At 44.8% G+C, this 19,607-nt stretch carries 12 protein-coding genes; 8 read left to right on the top strand and 4 right to left on the bottom strand.

What is annotated here, in order from left to right; genetic code table 11:
- Positions 1-6 precede the first annotated feature (6 nt).
- Positions 7-2,370: a phosphoenolpyruvate synthase gene (ppsA, locus tag U0033_RS05620; RefSeq protein ID WP_072364936.1), complete on the top strand. Its 2,364-nt coding sequence runs from the start codon at positions 7-9 to the stop codon at positions 2,368-2,370.
- A gap of 315 nt (positions 2,371-2,685) precedes the next feature.
- Here the strand turns inward: ppsA and glgP are convergent, their stop codons facing one another.
- Both glgP and U0033_RS05610 read right to left on the bottom strand, forming a co-directional pair.
- Entirely contained in the window at positions 2,686-6,654 is a 3,969-nt protein-coding gene (gene glgP, locus U0033_RS05615; protein ID WP_072364934.1) for an alpha-glucan family phosphorylase, read from the bottom strand.
- Positions 6,655-6,931: 277 nt separating this feature from the next.
- Positions 6,932-9,415, bottom strand: a complete 2,484-nt coding sequence (locus U0033_RS05610) for a cation-translocating P-type ATPase (protein ID WP_072364932.1) — start codon at positions 9,413-9,415, stop codon at positions 6,932-6,934.
- Between the two features lie 430 nt (positions 9,416-9,845).
- On the opposite strand from U0033_RS05610, the gene U0033_RS05605 reads away from it, so the two are divergent.
- Positions 9,846-10,007 (top strand): hypothetical protein, encoded by a 162-nt coding sequence (locus U0033_RS05605; RefSeq protein WP_177318712.1) that lies wholly within the window; start codon positions 9,846-9,848, stop codon positions 10,005-10,007.
- 644 nt (positions 10,008-10,651) lie between these two features.
- Positions 10,652-11,713 carry a response regulator gene (locus tag U0033_RS05600; protein WP_072364930.1) on the top strand — a complete coding sequence of 354 codons (1,062 nt, stop codon included), beginning with the start codon at positions 10,652-10,654 and terminating at the stop codon, positions 11,711-11,713.
- Between the two features lie 171 nt (positions 11,714-11,884).
- Here U0033_RS05600 and U0033_RS05595 read toward each other — a convergent pair whose 3' ends face one another.
- Positions 11,885-12,427: a hypothetical protein gene (locus tag U0033_RS05595; RefSeq protein WP_072364928.1), complete on the bottom strand. Its 543-nt coding sequence runs from the start codon at positions 12,425-12,427 to the stop codon at positions 11,885-11,887.
- Between the two features lie 241 nt (positions 12,428-12,668).
- Entirely contained in the window at positions 12,669-13,595 is a 927-nt protein-coding gene (locus tag U0033_RS05590; protein ID WP_072364926.1) for an AraC family transcriptional regulator, read from the bottom strand.
- Positions 13,596-13,787: 192 nt separating this feature from the next.
- On the opposite strand from U0033_RS05590, the gene U0033_RS05585 reads away from it, so the two are divergent.
- From U0033_RS05585 to fucO, 5 genes are read left to right on the top strand one after another with little or no spacing between them, the layout of a single operon-like run.
- Positions 13,788-15,266, top strand: a complete 1,479-nt coding sequence (locus U0033_RS05585; RefSeq protein ID WP_072365053.1) for a rhamnulokinase — start codon at positions 13,788-13,790, stop codon at positions 15,264-15,266.
- A gap of 1 nt (position 15,267) precedes the next feature.
- Positions 15,268-16,524 (top strand): L-rhamnose isomerase, encoded by a 1,257-nt coding sequence (locus U0033_RS05580; RefSeq protein ID WP_072364925.1) that lies wholly within the window; start codon positions 15,268-15,270, stop codon positions 16,522-16,524.
- A 9-nt stretch (positions 16,525-16,533) separates the two neighbouring features.
- Positions 16,534-17,565, top strand: coding sequence for an L-rhamnose/proton symporter RhaT (gene rhaT / locus U0033_RS05575; RefSeq protein WP_072364923.1), 1,032 nt, complete (start codon positions 16,534-16,536; stop codon positions 17,563-17,565).
- Between the two features lie 27 nt (positions 17,566-17,592).
- A complete protein-coding gene (gene rhaD / locus U0033_RS05570; RefSeq protein WP_072364922.1) occupies positions 17,593-18,402 on the top strand; it encodes a rhamnulose-1-phosphate aldolase in 810 nt (269 codons plus the stop codon).
- Between the two features lie 21 nt (positions 18,403-18,423).
- The gene (fucO, locus tag U0033_RS05565; protein WP_072364920.1) at positions 18,424-19,581 is read left to right on the top strand and encodes a lactaldehyde reductase; all 1,158 of its coding nucleotides are present in this window, start codon (positions 18,424-18,426) and stop codon (positions 19,579-19,581) included.
- Positions 19,582-19,607 lie beyond the last annotated feature (26 nt).

The following is a 19,607-nucleotide window of genomic DNA, read 5'->3' as shown; positions in this document are numbered from 1 at the left end:
AATAAGATGGAAAGCTTTATTATGCACTTTGCAGATATCCGCTTGAAAAATATACCAGAGGTGGGTGGTAAAAATGCTTCCCTGGGTGAGATGTACAATGTGTTTAAACAGGAGGGGATCCTTGTGCCGGACGGTTTTGCTACCAACGCATTTGCTTTCTGGTCCTTCCTCGATTATAACAATTTATGGGAGCCACTGGGACAGCTGATGCGGGAGCTGGATAGAAAAGAATGGTCTAATCTTGCTGAAAAAGGTGCTGCTGCCCGGCAACTCATCCTCAACGCTTCGATACCTGAAGAGGTGGTGACAGAGATCCTGTTTGCCTACCGTGGATTATGTAACAAAGACCGGGTATTGGTAGCCGTGAGAAGCAGTGCTACCGCCGAAGATCTGCCGGATGCCAGCTTCGCGGGGCAACATGAATCATTCTTAAATATCAGGGGCGAGCAGGCATTGATGAACGCCATTATTCATTGTTATGCTTCCCTGTATACTGACAGGGCGATTAAATACCGCGAAGATCATGGTTTCCAACACGAAAAAGTGGCTCTGTCTGTAGGTGTTCAATTGATGGTCAGATCAGATCTTGCTGCTTCCGGTGTCTGCTTTACTTTGGACCCGGACTCTGGTTTCAGAAATGTAGTACTGATAAACGGGATCTGGGGCCTGGGGGAAAATATCGTACAGGGAGCTGTCGTGCCGGATGAATACCAGGTATTTAAACCTACCGGCACCATTATCAGGAAGAAGGTAGGGAGCAAGGAGAAAATGCTTTGCCTTGCGGAAGATGGTAGTGTGCTGGAAAATTTGCCGGTATCTTTATCCCGGCAACAGGAAATGGTCTTATCAGACAAAGAAGTGTTACGACTGGCTGACTGGGCCATGAAAATTGAAAAGCACTATGGGCGGCCGATGGATATTGAGTGGGCAAAAGATGGCGTGAGCGGACTGCTTTATATTGTGCAGGCCAGGCCAGAAACCGTACATGAAAAAGATGATAGCAAGTTCCTCTCTACCTGGCATTTGCAGCAGAAAGGGAATATTGTATGCAGGGGTATCGCTGTCGGGAACAAAGTGGTAGCAGGTACTGCCCGTATATTATCTTCACCGGCAGATGCCTGGCAGGTAAATGCGGGAGATATTGTGGTTACAAACACCACCAGTCCGGACTGGGATCCTGTGTTCAAAAAAGCAGCAGCACTGATTACCAATACCGGTGGTCGTACCAGCCATGCAGCAATTGTGGCCCGTGAAACAGGTATTGCGGCGATCGTAGGCTGTAAGGACGCTACCACGGCTATTAAGGATGGACAGGCTATTACTGTGTCCTGCTGTGAGGGAGATACCGGGTTTATTTATGAAGGCATCCTGCCATTCAGGGAAGAAAGAGAGAACCTGGATAAGATCTCCCTTCCAGAGAGCGTATTGCCCATGCTTATTATCAGTGACCCCGCCCAGGCCTTCAGGTTATCATTTTATCCGAATGCGGGCGTAGGATTGCTGCGGATGGAGTTTATTATCGCTTCCTTTATTGGGGTGCATCCTATGGCGCTGGTAAAGTTCGATGAGCTGAAAGACCCTGTGGCGCGCGAAAAAATAGAACAGTTAACCAGGAGTTATCCTGATAAACCGGCCTATTTTATAGACCGCTTATCACAGGGAATTGCTACCATCGCTGCTGCATTTTATCCTAAACAGGTGGTCGTGCGGATGAGTGATTTTAAAACGAATGAATATGCCGCCTTACTGGGCGGAAAGCAATTTGAACCTGAAGAACCGAACCCGATGCTTGGGTTCAGGGGAGCCTCCAGGTATTGTCATGATTTGTATAAAGATGGATTTAAACTGGAATGTGCAGCTATCAAAAAAGTGCGGGATGAGATGGGCTTTACCAATGTGAAAGTGATGATCCCATTTTGCCGTACCGTGGAAGAAGGGGAGAAGGTGTTGGAATATATGGCCAAATTAGGGCTTGGAAGGGGGCAAAATGGGCTGGAAGTGTACGTGATGATAGAAATACCTGCCAATGTAATAATGGGCGAAAAACTGGCCGCTATTTTCGATGGCTTTTCAATCGGGTCTAATGACCTGACCCAGCTTACCCTGGGAATAGACAGGGATGCCACCCTGATTGCCGAATTATTCAACGAAAAAGACCCTGCTGTATTGAAAATGATTGGGGAAACCATCCGGAAGGCACATGAGAAAATCATTCCTGTAGGGTTCTGCGGGCAGGCGGCAAGTGATTTCCCGGAAATTGCCCTTTACCTTGTTAAACTGGGTGTTACCAGTATTTCGTATATGCCGGATGCTATATTGAAAGGAATAGAACAGATCCATATAGCAGATTTAGCGGCACATACGGTTTGATGTATATTGTTTCCATTCGCTCGTTTTTTAAAAGGGGGCTGTCTCGACACTTCGGGACAACCCCTTTTTCCTGTAAAAGGTTTTCATTACCGTTGGTGAATTCCCTCTTTCATGAATGTTTTATTTGCATTCCCGGAAAATATTTTAAGCGATGATCAGGGGCTTCATTATACCGATAATACATCCCCTTTCTTTTTACATGCTGGAACTCATTTCATAATTACCATTTAAGTATTGATTATCAATTATAAATGCCTATTTGTGAAATGAGTTCTATAAGACCAAAAGGAAAATGGTAAATAGCGTGGCTCGTTCTTATGCCCATAATACGAAGGGGGATTCTGTCTTAAACATCAGCAGGTAGTTCCTGGCATACACCCTGAATGCTAAATTGAATTCCCCGTTTGCAGGCAGCGGAAATGCTGCTGAATAGGTAGCACAGTTTTCGCTTCGCTGTGTGAGGAGCAATTCCTTTTTAAATTGCTGCTGCTGGTCTCCGTGTTTCGGGGTAAAGATCACATCCGCGCCTATTTCTTCCGGTGCCAGGATTCCCGGGTTAATTGTAATCGTAGTGGTGATCATTTCTCCTTCCCTGGAAGAAAGCATTTCCCCTTTTCCCGGGTTGGCGTGAAGGATTTTTAAGGTATGCCATGCCTGGCGGATTTTTTCTTTCCAGGCTACTACTGACTTTGTTCGCTCAAAATTATTAATACTTAATGCCAGTGTGTGTTCGTACAGTTTTTTGTAATAATAGGAATATTCTCCCATCATTCTTACGGAAGAAATGCGGGCGGCACTGTGAATAAATGCATTTCTGATCATAGTGGTCCAGCCAACCGGAATATTGTTCTGATCCCTGTTGTAAAAGAGTGGGATGATATGGTGTTCCAGCAGGTTGTATATCTCTTCTGCATCTACTTTGTGCTGATCAGGTGAATCTGCGTTGCCGGATATGGTGTCCGGAGAAAGTGCCCATCCTGTTTCTGGACTATATAATTCTGCCCACCAGCCATCGGGGGTACTGAGATTTAGCACCCCGTTCATCAATGCTTTCATGCCACTGGTGCCACAGGCTTCAGTACCCCTGTTAGGTAGATTTAACCAGCAGTCAACACCCTGTGTCAGCAGTTGACCTTTTTGCAGATCATAATCCTCGAGGAACAGGATATGTGGGTTGCTGGTCAGGTGATAGATGTTCTCCAGTATTTGTTGTCCTTCGAAATCTGCCGGGTGGGCTTTGCCTGCTATTATCAGTACAACAGGGTGGTCGGCGGATGAAAGCAGTCTTGTGAGTCTTTCGATATCGTAATATAAAAGGTCCGGCCGTTTGTAATGCGTGATGCGCCGGGCAAAGCCAATGAACATGGTGCCTGGCTGGAGTAAAGCCAGGATATTATTGATTTTTTCTACCGGGTAATGGTGCCGTTTAAACTGTTCGGATAACAGGATAAGCAGTTGTGTGATAAAACGTTTTTTGATAGCGGACCTGGTGCCCCAGATCTCTGCATCTGTGAGCTGTTGCAGATTTTCCCATTTCCCGTTTTCGTTATGCAGATTGATTCCTTTTCCATGAAATATTTGTTGCCATTCCGGCGCCACCCAGGTAGGGAAATGAATGCCATTGGTGATACCAACAAGGGGTAGATCAATGGGCGGGTGATCTTTCCAGATCCGGGTGAGTAATTGCGCAGTCACTTCCTTGTGTTTATTGCTGACTGCATTTATCAGCTGAGAGGTGCTGGCTGCAAGGGAGAACATGGAGAATACCTTGTTGTCGTAGGTGGTGCCGAGAGAAAAGAGTTGTTCCCACGAAATGAAGCATTCCCTGGCAAGATGAGCGAGATAGGTGTGGAGCAAAGTTTCATCATACCTATCCATGGCGGCAGTAACCGAGGTATGGGTAGTAAATAATTGTGATGACATGACCAGTTCGGCTGCTTCTGCAAATGACAGGTGCGAGGAGGATATGAACTGACTGATCCGTGCCAGTGTAAGAAAGGCAGCATGCCCTTCATTACAATGGTAAACATCGATAGAATGTCCTAATTCCCTGAGTAAGGTGACGCCGCCTATCCCCAATACAATTTCCTGCTGCAGGCGGTATTCATTTTCGGAAGGATAGAGTTGGGCAGTGATCAATCTATCGTCAGGTGAATTGGCAAGAATGTCGGTGTCAAGGAGGTAGAGGATACTATTGCCGACCATTGCTTTCCATGCCTTAACGGCCACCTGTCTTCCGGGGAAACTCAGCCTGATCTGCAATGGTTCTCCGCAATGGTGTTTCACCTCCCGGAGTGGCAGGGTGGTGGGATCAACCTGTTCCCGTAATAACAGCTGTTGTCCGCTGTCGGTAAGTTGTTGTTTAAAATATCCCTGCCTGTAAAACAAGCCGATCCCAATGATTGGGATATTCATGTCGCTGGCTGTTTTCAGGTAATCACCGGCAAGGATCCCCAGTCCTCCCGCATATATTCTTAACGCAGGATGGATACCATATTCCATACAGAAATAGGCGGTGACAGGTACATTCTTTTCTGTATTACCTGCAGCATGATATAATTCGTGTAGTTGTGCAGGTGGGGCAGATTGAATATTTATCTCCCGCCACTGAGGTACTGGTATATAAGGTGTCAAAAGCCCGGGAGGCAGGGTGGCTGGCTTGTCATGAAAGAGATATTCGCGTTGCACGCTTTTTTCCAGGGCCAGGTGCCAGGCTGCTTTGTATTTATGGATACTTTTTCCCCAGCTGAATTGACTACTGATGTAACCTGCACTTTTTGAAAGTGCCTTTCGTTCATCATCGGCCAGGTTGATATACTGTGCTATGCAACTGGCAATATCTGCGGCGGCTTTGGAATCATCTTTATGATTTCGGCTTACAATATAAAGTCCTTTTCTTTCTTCTTCGGGGAGTGTGGCAACAGCATGGGAAAAACCAGCCTTATCACTTGAAAGGGTGTAGATGCCATAAGCCAGGCTTTCCATCGGGGTATAGCCCCAGGGTTCATAATATGAAGGGAAAGCCGCCAGGTCAAATGCCGGGAGAAGTTGATAATAAGTGCGGTTAAAGATCCCATCATCACCATTTAGATATACCGGGGCAAAAATAACCCTTACATTGGAAGTGTTTGAATTATCCAGGCCTCGTACAAGCAGGCGATTGCAGATATCATCTTTTTCAGGCGCATATAAATTATGCGTCAGGATTTTTGATAGTGCACCTGTTTCATTGGATGGCAGTGACCTGGGGCCGGTATGACCTGCAGGAATAAACAGGAATAATATAATGGGATGTGCCAGCGGCTTATCTTTAAGCATGCCCATGGCATCACATAATATGTCGAGCCCTTTGTTGTGGAACTCATAGCGGCCAGCGGAGAATGCTAAAATCGTATCCGGGGATATGGGTTGTTTTAATAATGCGGTAGCCACATTTATGAGCAGATCGCGGGCTCCCTGTTTATGTTGGATGACCATGTCCGGGGCAGGCGGATTAAATCCGTTGGGCGTAATTACGTCAGGAGCTTTACCCAGGTAAGCCAGGCATTCTGCTGCCGTTGTCTCACTCACGGAACAAAAGCAGTCTGCATTCATGGCTGCATTTTTTTCAAGCGAATGTTTAGCGGTGAGGTGGAAGGCAGCAGCCTGTGTCTCCGGCTGGATAGCATCGGGTGAGATACCGCTACCTGCAATCGCCCTGCCCAGAACCGTTGCATGGGTGGTAAATAGTGTGGCTATCTGCGGTACGTATTTTTCAATATAAAGTATTCCTGCGCCGGTCATCCATTCATGAAAATGTGCGATGATGTGATCGGTGGCATTGAGATGGAAATTATAATAACTGTGAATGACGGCTCCTGCAGCATAACCAAACAGGGCAGGATCTATATAATCCCATTGGCCGCTTATAGAGTCCAGTCTATACCTGGTCCAGAGATCTCCGAAAATTTCATTCTTTTTATTGTAAAAGGAAGAGAAATCTACGAGGATCAAGATGGGAGAACCTTCGAGATCCCATCGCCCGGTTTTGATATGTAAGCCTTCAGTTTCTGCCTGTGCTTTCCAGCGGTAAAAGATGGAATTGTCTTCGATGAAGCCCGGCGTTTTTGCTTCATGGCGGATCAGGTCGGGTCCGATCAGGATATATCTGTCACCAAAAAGTTGCTGTACCAGACTGGCTTTGGTGCTGATCACCGTATATATTCCTCCTACTTTGTTGCAGACTTCCCAACTTACTTCGAAGAGGTAGTCAGGGTTTAGCAGTTCATAATTGGGGGATCTCATGGCTTGGGGGTATTTGTATAGGACAAGTTATTTTAAGTGGAGAAGAATTAAAATGATAAGCAGATGATGAATTTATTGAGATTGGTCACCCGGGAGATGACGAATGTTAATGTTATTGAGCACTGTGATGGTTAAATTGCAGTATGTAGTCAATTATAGCAATCTGGTATAAATATCTGTTTGCGGGAGGACTATTCCTCCCGCTTAGATAGAAGACTTGATTTAGACATATAAACGCGGTTTGTAGTGCAGGCAGAATTTTCTGCCTGCTAAAATTTTATAGTGACTTTATCAGTTTGTATACCTCAAACCATGCAATACTCACGAAGGCCATTCCTAAGCAGGTAAGAATCCGTAGCGGGGATAACATCGCCTGATCATAAAAAGAAATAACCTGGGGGATAAAAAGAATAGCTGCTATTGACACGGTCACAAACAACAATAACCAGGCGTATAAAGGGTTTTGTATACGCATTGTATGCAGGATACTTCTATTAAAGGACCTGTTAGAAAATGTCAGGAATACATTGGCAAACAATAAGGTTACGAAAATAATGGTACGTACCTCTGCCAGTGGCAGCCGTGGCAGGTAAAAATAGAAAAGTATCATGGTTCCAGCTGTTATTGTTATGCCCAGTAATGAGCTGATCAGGATCTCCCCTGAACTGAGCAGTTCTTTCATTTTTCTTTGTGGTGGCAGTTTCATGTAGGCCGGGTCTACCGGATCTTTTTCGTAAAATATAGAACAGATAGGAGTCATCATCAGTTCCAGGGTTATAATGTGAATAGGCAGAAAGAGGGGAGTACCTTTTAAAAATAATAAAGTAGGCAATGTGGTGGTTAAGATAATGGGGATATGAATAGCAATGATATACCGGATGGCTTTCCTGAGATTGATGTTAATTTTTCTGCCCTGCTCTACGGCAACTGGCAATTTTGCGAGGTCGTCGTCAGTAATCACCAGGTCCGCAGCCTGCCTGGCGGTATCACTGCCTTTCATGCCCATAGCAATGCCGATATGCGCTGCCTTTAAAGCAGGTGCATCATTTACGCCATCACCTGTCATTCCTGTTATTTCATTGGATGCTCTTAACGTTTCAATGACTTTTAATTTTGCATCCGGGAACATCCTGTAAAATACAGAGGTAGTTTGAAGATGATTATAAAGATCTGTTTTATTCATATCCATCACCTCGTTACCTGATATGGCCTGGTGATTATCATTGATACCCGCTTCCCTGGCTATGCTGATTGCAGTTGTTTTATGATCGCCGGTGAGGAGGAGGGATCTGATGCCTGCTGCTGCCAGTTGTTTAATCACGCCGGTGGCCTCATTCCTGATAGGGTCCTGGAATGCGATCAGGCCTTCGAACTGCCAGTGCCAGTTGTCCTGTGAAGCAGGAATAGGCGCTTTATCATCTGCTGCTGCACTGGCTACTCCCAGTACCCGAAATCCCATTTCCCCCATTTGATCCAGGTAGCCTGCTATAAGGTCATCCTGTATACCGCAAACCTGTAGAATTCTTTCTGCCGCGCCTTTTGCGGAGGCTATGAGCTTGTGATTGATATTATATACGTGCGTCATCATAGGGGGAGTACCTTCCAGGTTATATTCGTGTATTAATGCCGGTAGCTGGTATTTCCCTGTATTGAAGTGGGCGAAATATTTATGAATGACCTGTTCCATCTGATCATAAGGATTCAGTTCGCTGGCCAGGAAAGCTACGTAAAACAAATCGTGGTTTGTAGGAGAAGGCGCTGGATTGACCGCTGATAGCTGCGCTGTTCTATGGTTATAGATCATGGCAATTTTCATCCTGTTTTCGGTAAGTGTACCGGTTTTGTCCAGGCAGAGGTAGGTCATAATACCGAGGTCCTCTATTACCTGCGGCTTTTTGCAGATGATGCCGGAGCGGCTCATCTGATAAGCGCCCAACGCCATAAATGATGAAAAAGCAAGGGGTATTTCTTCCGGTATTGCAACCATGGCAATGGTCAATGCAGAGAGCAGGCTGAAGACCAGGTTTTCGGTACGCAGGAATTGATTGATGAAAATGAGGATAAAGCCCAAAATGCCGGCGGTAGCCAACTTGTACATAATACTCCTGGTTTGCTGCTGCATGAGTGTTTGGGTATTATCCTGCGTATGTAGGGATAATTTTAGTTTACCCAGTTGGGTGTTTTTCCCGGTGGCAGTTATCCTGGCTGTACAACTACCTGAATTAATGGTCGTGCCCTGGTAGATGAATTTATCTCCGCCTGCAGATTTATATACGGGGAATGATTCCCCGGTCAGCATGGCTTCGTTGGTGCTGAGATCGTTTGATATAAGTACTTCTCCATCTGCCGGAATTACATCACCTTCCTGTAGCAAGGTGATGTCTGTGGGCAATATTTCAATTACGGGGATCTTTGTTTGAATACCATTCCTGATTACTGTAATCAGGGGGTCCGTATATTCCCTGAGCGCACTGATAGCATTTTTACTTTTAATATCTTCATAAATAGAAATTGCAGAGATGATGATCAGCGCAATAAGCATCGTAATGGCATCCTTCGGGCTATTTAGTACCAGGTATAATATGCTGGCGAGGATGAGGCATAAGAACATGGGCTCTGTAAATAAGTTAGCCAGCAAACTTATCAGCATGTTATTTCTTTTTGCCTTCACGAGGTTAGGGCCATATTCCCTTTGTAAAGCGGGCAGGTCCTGGGTTTTGATACCTGGAAATTTCTGAGATGAAATATTAGCTTGTTTCATTTGAATGGTTTGTTTAATATCCCGAAATGAGCACTACACTGTTATCGTTATTCTCATTTTGTAGTATATCCGGGGCTTTGGGTGTGGGTATACATTTTCATAGTGGAAGATGATTGATGACTATACAAATCTACCTTTTCAGGGGGAGGTCCTTCAATGATCCGGGTCATAGAAAAAAGTAACATTCATGCTAACTACCCGGTCTGTTTTCAGTAAAATTAACAGCCGCCTGGTTTGTGGTTATTTTTGAATGTATTGTTTTTTTAAAGTGATGGATGTCAATATTTGAAATGATGAGGCTTAATTTTTTTTGATGTAGAAATGCGCAACTTTAATATGGATTAACAAGGTGGTTACGATTGGAATAAATATTTGTAGTAATGGTAAACGAAATAAAGCCCTGACATTGTAAACCTAATACCCCCCCAATATGAAAAATTACACCAAGGCCATTTCAGTTATTGCCTCCGTGGCACTTGCCGGTGCTGCCGTTGGCGCATTTTTTACAAGAACAGAAAAAGGTAAAAAAATGCTTTCACAAATGAAGAAAAAGAAACAATGTAATGGACAGGCCTCCATTGAATCTATCTGAAAATAATAAAACAGTGAACTTTTGCATACCGCAGTATGTGCGGCAATGAAAACTGGAAGCATCCTGATATGCGGGTAGTTGAATCTACCCGCATATTAAAACAGGTCATAGATGAACCCGAAATAGAAATATAATCACGGTTTTTATAGGATTTAGTGTGGCGGGCAGGTTCTCCTGCCTGCTTTTTTTGTGGCCATCCGTATTACAGGAAACCGATGGTTTTTGCTCCATTGTACCCGCCTTTATTATGCCTGATTTATTTATCTTTGCAGCGTATTTCAGGCACTGGGATGCTCAGCCACGATATGAATACCATAAGGCCAGGAATACCAGCAATCACCCTGGCAGTAATTACTTCCATAAAATCGGTAAATAGTACAACCAGACTTTTGCTTCCCGGAAATATAATGTTTACCTCAATGGAATGCATATATGAAAAGTCAATTATTCCGTATATTGATGTGCCTGAAAGTGCCGACAGCTGATTGGTCATTATAACATAATACTTAGAGGGTATAGGCCGCCGTTCAGGAATGGGGCTATGTTTGATTTATTCTTCGAAAAAAAGAACTGATAAAGCTTTCTGCATTTCATTTAATTAATGTTAATACACCCATGATTCATTTCTATAATACAGCTCATTTATGCCTACAATACTAGTAATTGAGGACAACCCAACGGTTAGAGACAGCCTGGTGGAAATCCTGCAGCTGGCCGGATACGATGTGATTTTTGCAGGGAACGGCAAGCAGGGGATCCATATGGCTGAGACCAGGCATCCTGATGTGATCATATGTGATTTGTCATTACCGATCCTGGACGGTTATGTTGTCTTGCAGATTTTAAACAGCAATGAGGCATGCTGTAAGATTCCTTTTATTTTTCTGACTGCTCGTACAGAACGTTCAGATGTAAGGATGGGAATGAACCTCGGGGCAGATGATTATATTACCAAGCCTTTCGATCCTTCTGACCTGCTCAATTCTATAGAATGCCAGTTAAAGAAGCTGGAAAACAACAGGCTGGTGCAGCTGCATGAAATGCAAATGGTATCGGAATTATGTATCCCTGAGTCAGCAGACTATAACCCGCTGAAAACCCTGGTAATGGACCGCAATGTAAGGCGATTCAGGAAAAGGCAGGTTATTTACCAGGAAGGAAATTATCCGTCCTGCCTGTACTTTATTGTAAAGGGGAAGGTCAAAACTTTTATCCTGGATGAGGATGGAAAGGAATTGATAACAGAGCTGGCATGTGAAGGTGATTTCCTGGGATACGCAGCCCTGCTGGAGCAGATACGGTATGTAGATACGGCAGAAGCCATCGGGGAGGTGGAACTGGCCATGATACCACATAACGATTTTGAGAATGTGTTAGCCAATGACGCAGTCATGAGGCAACAGGTGATCCGCCTGCTGGCAGAAAACATAGAAGAAAAGGAAGCACAGTTGTTGAAAACGGCTTATGATTCCCTGCGTAAAAAAGCTGCTGCAGCCCTGCTGATGGTTTATAAGAAGTACAATATTGTAGATTATACGGATGTGGGAATAAATTTCAGCCGGGGCAATCTTGCCGCCCTTGCAGGTGTGGCAAAAGAATCACTGGCCCGCACACTGGCTGAATTTCGGGATGAACAGCTGATTGAAATAAGAAGGGGCACCATTTATATTCGTGATAAGGATAAGCTTACACAGTTTTGTAAATAGTTAATATTCGTCATTGCCCCTATGATGAATGTCATTGTTCATTTTCCCTGGTTCCATCAAATTTGATCAATTGAATCAGATATACAAGTTGATTACACGCCGGCTCAGGTATTTTTATACCTGCTGGCGTTTATGAGAGATGATTCTACATTGAAGCAGGGGCTGATCCAATTACCCGGCTAACAATAAATCCGCTACTGTCTCATTACCCGGTATATCAACTGCCACCGCCACAATCCTTTCCGCTTCCGCCAAATTTGCAATTTTGTAATACCAATCAATACCATTCCTACCTAAAACCGCGTTCCCTTTTTCCAGGATCACACCAGCCGAATCCAACACCCGTACTTCCACCTCAGCCACCCTGAATTTATCTTTCGCCGTTACTACAACGGTAGCTTCTTCCAGTTTAATATGCTGAATTTCCGGAGAATGATAAGCATCCTGCAAGGCCATATTAAATGCATTCTGCCCAGGGCCTGCTTTGGACTGGTAATACGCCTTTAATTCGGGGTCTTTGATGAGTTGCCTGGCTTTGGCAGCCGCCAATTGCATCATTTTCCTTTGTGCAAGCTGTTTTTTTGTCGGCTTTTTGGTCGATTTGCGGCGTTTTTTTGCCACAATCACCTGGTTATTCCGCCTGTAAATTGTGATTTCATCGCCAAGCGAACCGCTGACGTAGTTAAATAGCAGACTGTCTCTAAGAAGAGCCATAGATTAGTTTTTTTGGGGTACAATATTAAGGTAGTTAGAATGTTGGATATTCAGTGCGTCTTTTAGTAGATATGAGTATTAACACGCCACTTATTATTCACGATAAGTACACTTGTATATCGAATGGATATACAAGTGTACTTATCGTATACTTATGGTGAACTTATAATGTAATAAATGAACAAAAGCTTCACCGAAGACAACTAAGGTGAATGCTATAAAGCCGGCAAGGATTTTTTGCTTAAAGGGTAAGTTTCTTTTTGTCCTGGTCCATTTTTCCCTGTGTAAACCGCCTGTACTCTCCCGGAGTCATGGCTGTTTTTCGGCGGAACAGGGTTGTGTAATATTCGGAGTTATTAAATCCTACTTCGTAGGCGATCTCCTTAATTGATAAAATAGAATTGGTGAGCATCCCTTTGCTCTTTTGAATTCTCAGATCCAGGATATATTGATTCGGAGAGAAGCCTGTGCACTCTTTGAAAGCATGCCTGAACCATGAATAACTCATTTGTATCTGGTTCGCCACGGTCTTTAGAGGAATATCTACGTTATAATTTGCGGACAGGATCGTTTTCGCCTGGTTGATCTTTTTCGTTAGATCGGTTTGCTCAAAACTGGCGCTCTTATAGAGTGAATAGAGGTGCCCCAACAAATTGCTGACTACGCCGGATAACTGCTGCTGGCATCCGGCCACCTCGTTCTGCGCTGTTTCGATGGCTTTCCGGTACAACTGTATTATTTCATCCTGGATCCCTATATCATACACCGGCTGCTGGCGATCAAAGAAACCGCAACGTACCCGGCTTTGCATATTGGTGCCGTAAAACCCGATCCAGTATTCCTCCCAACCTGTTTCTTTGTTAGGATAATAGTTATGCCATTCCCCGGGAAACAGCAATAAGATATTCCCTTCTTTCACCGCCATTTCTTTAAGACTACCTGACTGGAAACTGCCGGATCCTTTTACAATATATACCAGTTGATATTCTTCTATGGAGCGCCCCTTATGTGGTGATAGCAAATACCGCGCAGGATGATTGGCAGGTGGATAAGCCTCCTGAGCAGCTATGTGCTGATGCCCAACGGTGGTGATAACATTCCCCCACAAATGATCTGAGTCATCTGCGATCAAATATTGAAAATGCGTGGATGGTGTATAGGATCTCATGTTGGCATGCTTAACGTGGGATGTCTTTTCAATTCTGGTAGTGAATTTAATTAACGGCCGGATTTCGACCTATGATTTAAATCATCATATTGTATGGGTCTGTTGCCATTTTGTAAAGTATTTCCGCCAAAACCATCAATCACCATAGGCGCTGGCTGGCATAAGTTTGTGGATAGTAAAAATCTAAGGATTATGGCCGCTTGTCACTTATTCGCTTTTGATGTCGGAGCTACTTCAGGCAGATCATGCATTGCCCGGATAGATAATGATACCATAACGCTGCAGGAACTGACCCGGTTCCCTAATAATATAGTCCGGATCGATAATAAATATTACTGGGATATCTATTACCTGTTTGAGGAGCTGAAAAATGGCCTTAAAGCAGCAGCTGCAGCAGGTATTAAGATTGATGCGATTGGGGTTGATACCTGGGGCGTAGATTTTGTCTACCTGGGGAAAGATGGGATGCTCCTGAGCCAGCCACGGGCCTACCGGGATCCTTACACCAATGGTATTCCCGAAGAATATTTCAAAACTGTTGCAAAAAAGGAAGTGTACGATGCGACGGGGATCCAGGTAATGAACTTCAATTCTTTGTACCAGTTGTATGCTGCCCGGAAAGAGCAATCCTCTGCGCTTGAAGCCGCGGCGGATATTCTCTTTATGCCGGATGCATTGTCTTATTTGCTGACCGGTCGCAAGGTGTGTGAATATACAATCGCGTCAACTTCACAATTAATGAACCCGCGGACGAAGAATTTTGAAGGGAAATTATTTGATGCCATTCCTTTAAGCACCTCCCTGATGCAGCCCATTGTTATGCCCGGTGAAATAGTTGCTTATGTGAGTGAGTCCGTTCAGAAGGAATGTGGTATTGCCAGGATCCCTGTTATTGCGGTAGCAGGCCATGATACTGGTTCTGCTGTTGTAGCAGTGCCCACTACCGATGAGAATTTCGCCTATCTCAGTTCCGGTACATGGTCGCTGATGGGCATCGAGGTAAATGAGCCTATTATCAATGAAGCATCTTATACCCTCAATTTTACCAATGAAGGTGGGGTAAATGGTACTACCCGCTTCCTTAAGAACATTACCGGTATGTGGCTGATTGAACAATGCCGGAAGGAATGGGAAGCGGCAGGCGATAAACTTTCCTATAGTGAAATTGACCGGCTGAATGAAACCGCTGACAGCTTTCGCTTTCTGATAGATCCGGATCACCTGTCTTTTGCAAATCCTGATAGTATGCTGCGCGTCATCCGGGAGTATTGTGAAAATACGGGGCAGGGATCACCTGTTACGCAGGCAGATTTTATCCGTTGCATTTTTGATAGTCTTGCGTTGAAGTATCGAAAAGTACTGGAAAGTCTGCAGTCACTGGCGCCATTTCCTATTCAACGCCTGCATGTGATTGGCGGTGGATCAAAAAATACCATGCTGAACCAGATGACGGCAAATGCAATTGGGATGCCGGTCGTTTCAGGGCCAACAGAGGCTACTGCAATAGGAAATATCATGATGCAGGCTAAAGGTATTGGCTACGTGAATTCGCTGGCCGAAATACGCCGGGTAGTTCGTAATTCTATTAAGCAGGATACCTACCTGCCAAAGGATACAGCACAGTGGAATGCTGCCTATAACCGATTCCGTGAAATTATTAAATACAACTAATATGAGTAAAGAAAATATGGTGCTCCAGGCATTTGAAATTGCTAAGGAACGTTATGCTGCGCTTGGTGTGGATGTGAATGCGGCATTGAATCATTTACAGCAATTATCCATCTCCCTGCACTGCTGGCAGACAGATGATGTGGTAGGTTTTGAAACCCTGGGTAACCAGGGTGGCAGTGGTATTCAGGCAACGGGTAACTATCCGGGCCGTGCACGAAACATGCAGGAAGTGAAAGCTGATATCGAAGAAGTGATTACGCATATCGCAGGCAAGCATAGATTTAACCTGCATGCTATTTACGGTGACTTTGGCGGGAAAACGGTTGACAGGGATCAGATCCTGCCTGAACACTTCACCGGGTGGATGGAATGGGCAAAAGAGAAAGGCCTGAAGATCGACTTTAATTCCAGCTCTTTCGGTCATCCCAAAAGTGGTGATCTTACACTGGCGAATCCTGATAAGTCTATCCGTGATTTTTGGATCGAACATACGAAACGTTGCCGCGCAATCTCTGATGCCATTGGTAAATATCAGGATGATCCCTGTATTATGAACCTCTGGATTCATGATGGTTCCAAAGACCTGACGGTGAATCGTTATAAATACCGCCAGATCCTGGAAAAATCCCTGGATGAGATATTCGCTGCTGAATATAAGCACATGAAGGATTGCATTGAATCCAAATTGTTCGGGATCGCCCTGGAGAGTTATACAGTAGGTTCTCATGATTTTTACCTGGGCTATGGTGCAAAAAGGCAAAAGATCGTTACGCTGGACACCGGCCACTTTCATCTTACCGAAAGTGTTGCGGACAAGATCTCATCCCTGTTGCTCTTTACACCTGAGATTATGTTGCATGTAAGCCGCCCTGTGAGGTGGGATTCTGATCATGTAGTTACCCTAAACGAAGATACGATCGAGCTGGCAAGAGAAATTGTAAGAGCCGATGCATTAAACAGGGTGCATGTAGGGCTTGACTTTTTTGATGCATCCATCAATCGTATTGGTGCTTATGTGGTAGGTGTAAGGGCGACACAAAAAGCATTCTTACAGGCCTTCCTGGAGCCACTGGCTGCCCTGCGCAGGTATGAAGATAATGGTCAGTACTTTGAGAGACTGGCATTGCTGGAAGAAGCGAAAAGTTTGCCATGGGCGGCTGTATGGGATTATTTCTGTTTGAAAAATGAAGTGGAAGTGGGAGCGGACTTTATCCCTGCAGTTCAAAAGTATGAACGTGACGTTACATCAAAAAGATAATCCATTTATATGAACAGTTTATTTGGATTATTGATCATGGCGCTGGGTAGTTTTAGTCAATCCAGTTCTTACCTGCCCATCAGGAAAGTAAAGGGCTGGTCCTGGGAATCATTCTGGTTGGTACAGGGGATTTTTGCGTGGATTGTTTTTCCGCTATTGGGCAGTATCATAGCGATTCCCAGCGGAAGTAGCCTCATGGAATTATGGGCCGCGGGAGGTGCATTGAAGGCAATGGGTTTTGGAGCACTCTGGGGAATTGGGGGTCTTACCTTTGGTTTGAGCATGCGTTTCCTGGGAGTAGCCCTGGGCCAGAGTATTGCATTGGGTACCTGTGCCGCATTTGGCACCCTGTTGCCTGCGATGATGGGGCATACCAATTTCCTGCAGGGAGAAGGATTGCTGTTGCTGATCGGGATCTCTATTACCGTTGCCGGGATTGCCATTATCGGATATGCAGGTAGTCTTCGTTCTGCTAATATGACTGAAGAAGAAAAGAGAGCGGCTATCAAAGACTTTGCCTTAAGCAAGGGATTACTTGTTGCCTTTTTAGCGGGAGCTATGAGTGCCTGTTTTACCCTGGGCCTGGAAGCTGGTACGCCTATAAAAGAGGCCGCCCTGGCTGGTGGTGTGAATGGTTTGTATGCAGGGCTTCCTGTGATCTTCCTGGTCACCCTGGGTGGCGCTGTTACAAACGTGGCGTATTGTAGCTGGCAGAATATTAAAAACAAAGCGCCTAAAGAGCGGGAGGCATTGAGCAAACAGGACCTGCTTCGGAATGTGCTGTTCTGTGCATTGGCCGGAGGGCTCTGGTATTCCCAGTTCTTCGGACTTGAAATGGGTAAAAGCTTTTTGACCGATAGTCCTGTTTTACTTGCATTTTCCTGGAGTATCCTGATGTCGCTGAATGTATTGTTCAGTAATGTTTGGGGTGGCATATTAAAAGAATGGAAAGGCGTGAACAGAAAGACAATAGCGGTATTGGTTTCCGGCCTGACGATCCTCATCCTTTCCGTAATAGTGGTGGGGATGGCACAGCCTTAATATTGAATTACTATTAAAATAAAAACGATGAAATCTATATTAGCATGTTCCCCTGTAATTGCAAAACAAATCGGAGATGTAGCTGAAGTAGCAGGGTACCTCTGGCAGAAAGGATGGGCGGAGCGCAATGGCGGCAACATTACAATCAATATAACAGAGCTGGTGACAGCTGAAATGAGGGAAATGCCTGCAATCAGTGAACCTGTTCAGATAGGCAGGGTGATGGAGCACCTGAAGGGAGGATATTTCTTTTGTAAGGGTACGAACAAACGGATGCGTGACCTGGCCAGGTGGCCCATGGAGAATGGATCAGTTATACGTATTAGTGAGGATGGACGTTCATATGTCATTATTGCTGATCAACCTGTTAGCCCTACCTCAGAATTGCCTTCACACTTATCAATGCACAATTACCTGGTAGGTAAGGGTTCCAATTACAGGGCGGTATTGCATACGCATCCTATTGATCTGGTGGCAATGACGCATAACCCGGCCTTCCTGGAAAAAGACGTACTTACTTACCTGTTATGGAGTATGATCCCGGAAACGAGGGCATTTTGTCCGCGTGGAGTGGGTATCATTCCCTATGCGATGCCGAGCTCATTTAAGCTGGCTGCAGCAACCGTAAAAGAGCTGGAGGAATATGATGTGGTGATGTGGGAAAAACATGGTGTATGTGCGGTAGGAGAAAATATCATGGAGGCTTTTGATATGGTAGACACCCTGTCTAAATCTGCCCAGATCTATCTGACGGCAAAGGCTATGGGATTTGAACCGGAAGGTACTACAATGGCTGATATGGATGCGCTGAGAGATCAGTTCAACCTGCCTAAATAAACTTTTTAAAATATTACTAATATGGCAAACCGTATTGTTTTAAACGAAACTTCCTATCACGGAGCTGGTGCCCGTTATGAAATGCTCACTGAAATCAAACGCAGGGGCTTAAGTAAAGCTTTCTTCATGACGGATAAGGACCTGGTAAAATTTGGCGTAGCCAAAGAGGTAGAGAAAATTCTTGAGGGCGCTGGAATGCCTTATCAAGTCTTTGATGATATTAAGGCTAATCCTACAATTGAGAACGTGCAGGCTGGGGTTGATAAATTTAACAGTTCAGGGGCAGACTTCATCATTGCCCTTGGCGGCGGCTCAGTGATAGACACAGCCAAAGGTGTGGGTATTATTGCAAAGAACCCATCATTTTATGATGTGAAGTCTTTGGAAGGAGTGGCAGATACGAAGAACCGGTCAGTACTTATCATGGCCCTGCCCACAACTGCCGGTACTGCGGCGGAGGTAACCATTAACTATGTAATAACAGATGCGGCGGAAAAACGCAAGATGGTTTGTGTGGATCCTAACGATGTGCCTGAGATTGCATTCGTAGATCCCGAGTTGATGTATACTATGCCGAAAAGTCTTACAGCAGCTACAGGTCTGGATGCGCTCACCCATGCGATTGAATCTTATATTACGAAGGGAGCCTGGGAGATGTCTAATATGTTTTCCATTAAGGCGATAGAATTGATTCATGCGCATCTTGAAAAAGCGGTCAATCATCCCGCGAGCAAAGCTGACCGGGAAGGGATGGCGCTTGCACAATATATTGCGGGTATGGGATTCAGTAATGTGGGGTTGGGCATAGCACATTCAATGGCGCATCCGTTGAGTGCTGTTTATGATACACCGCATGGCGTGGCTTGTTCCCTGTTATTGCCATTTGTAATGGAATATAATGCGGTATCTGCAGCGGCTCCTAAATATAGGGGAATTGCAAAGGCAATGGGGGTAAACACGGAATTGTTAAATGAACAGGAGTGTATTGATGCTGCTATTAAAGCAGTAAAGTCTTTGTCAGTAAGTATTAATATTCCGCAAAGGTTGAATGAGATCGGGGTGAAAAAAGAGGATATAGCAATGTTGGCGAAAGCGGCATTTGCGGATGTGTGTACAGGGGGGAATCCCAGGGATACTTCTGTAGCGGAGATTGAAGCGCTTTATTATACAGCTTTTTAGGTTTGTATTGGAGTTTTGAATTTACA

The organism is Chitinophaga sancti, assembly GCF_034424315.1.
In the GTDB taxonomy this organism is placed as follows: Bacteria; Bacteroidota; Bacteroidia; order Chitinophagales; family Chitinophagaceae; genus Chitinophaga; species Chitinophaga sancti.
The sequence above is the reverse complement of the archived record's forward strand: the minus strand, read 5'-3'. Positions and strand labels throughout refer to the sequence as shown.

What these genes read in the sequence shown, in the direction of transcription:
- U0033_RS05580 (WP_072364925.1), top strand. Translation starts at nt 15,268, where the DNA reads ATGAGTAAAGAAAATATGGTGCTCCAGGCATTTGAAATTGCTAAGGAA.
- U0033_RS05585 (WP_072365053.1), top strand. Translation starts at nt 13,788, where the DNA reads ATGGCCGCTTGTCACTTATTCGCTTTTGATGTCGGAGCTACTTCAGGC.
- U0033_RS05590 (WP_072364926.1), bottom strand. Translation starts at nt 13,595, where the DNA reads ATGAGATCCTATACACCATCCACGCATTTTCAATATTTGATCGCAGAT.
- rhaD (WP_072364922.1), top strand. Translation starts at nt 17,593, where the DNA reads ATGAAATCTATATTAGCATGTTCCCCTGTAATTGCAAAACAAATCGGA.
- glgP (WP_072364934.1), bottom strand. Translation starts at nt 6,654, where the DNA reads ATGAGATCCCCCAATTATGAACTGCTAAACCCTGACTACCTCTTCGAA.
- U0033_RS05610 (WP_072364932.1), bottom strand. Translation starts at nt 9,415, where the DNA reads ATGAAACAAGCTAATATTTCATCTCAGAAATTTCCAGGTATCAAAACC.
- rhaT (WP_072364923.1), top strand. Translation starts at nt 16,534, where the DNA reads ATGAACAGTTTATTTGGATTATTGATCATGGCGCTGGGTAGTTTTAGT.
- U0033_RS05605 (WP_177318712.1), top strand. Translation starts at nt 9,846, where the DNA reads ATGAAAAATTACACCAAGGCCATTTCAGTTATTGCCTCCGTGGCACTT.
- fucO (WP_072364920.1), top strand. Translation starts at nt 18,424, where the DNA reads ATGGCAAACCGTATTGTTTTAAACGAAACTTCCTATCACGGAGCTGGT.
- U0033_RS05600 (WP_072364930.1), top strand. Translation starts at nt 10,652, where the DNA reads ATGCCTACAATACTAGTAATTGAGGACAACCCAACGGTTAGAGACAGC.
- ppsA (WP_072364936.1), top strand. Translation starts at nt 7, where the DNA reads ATGGAAAGCTTTATTATGCACTTTGCAGATATCCGCTTGAAAAATATA.
- U0033_RS05595 (WP_072364928.1), bottom strand. Translation starts at nt 12,427, where the DNA reads ATGGCTCTTCTTAGAGACAGTCTGCTATTTAACTACGTCAGCGGTTCG.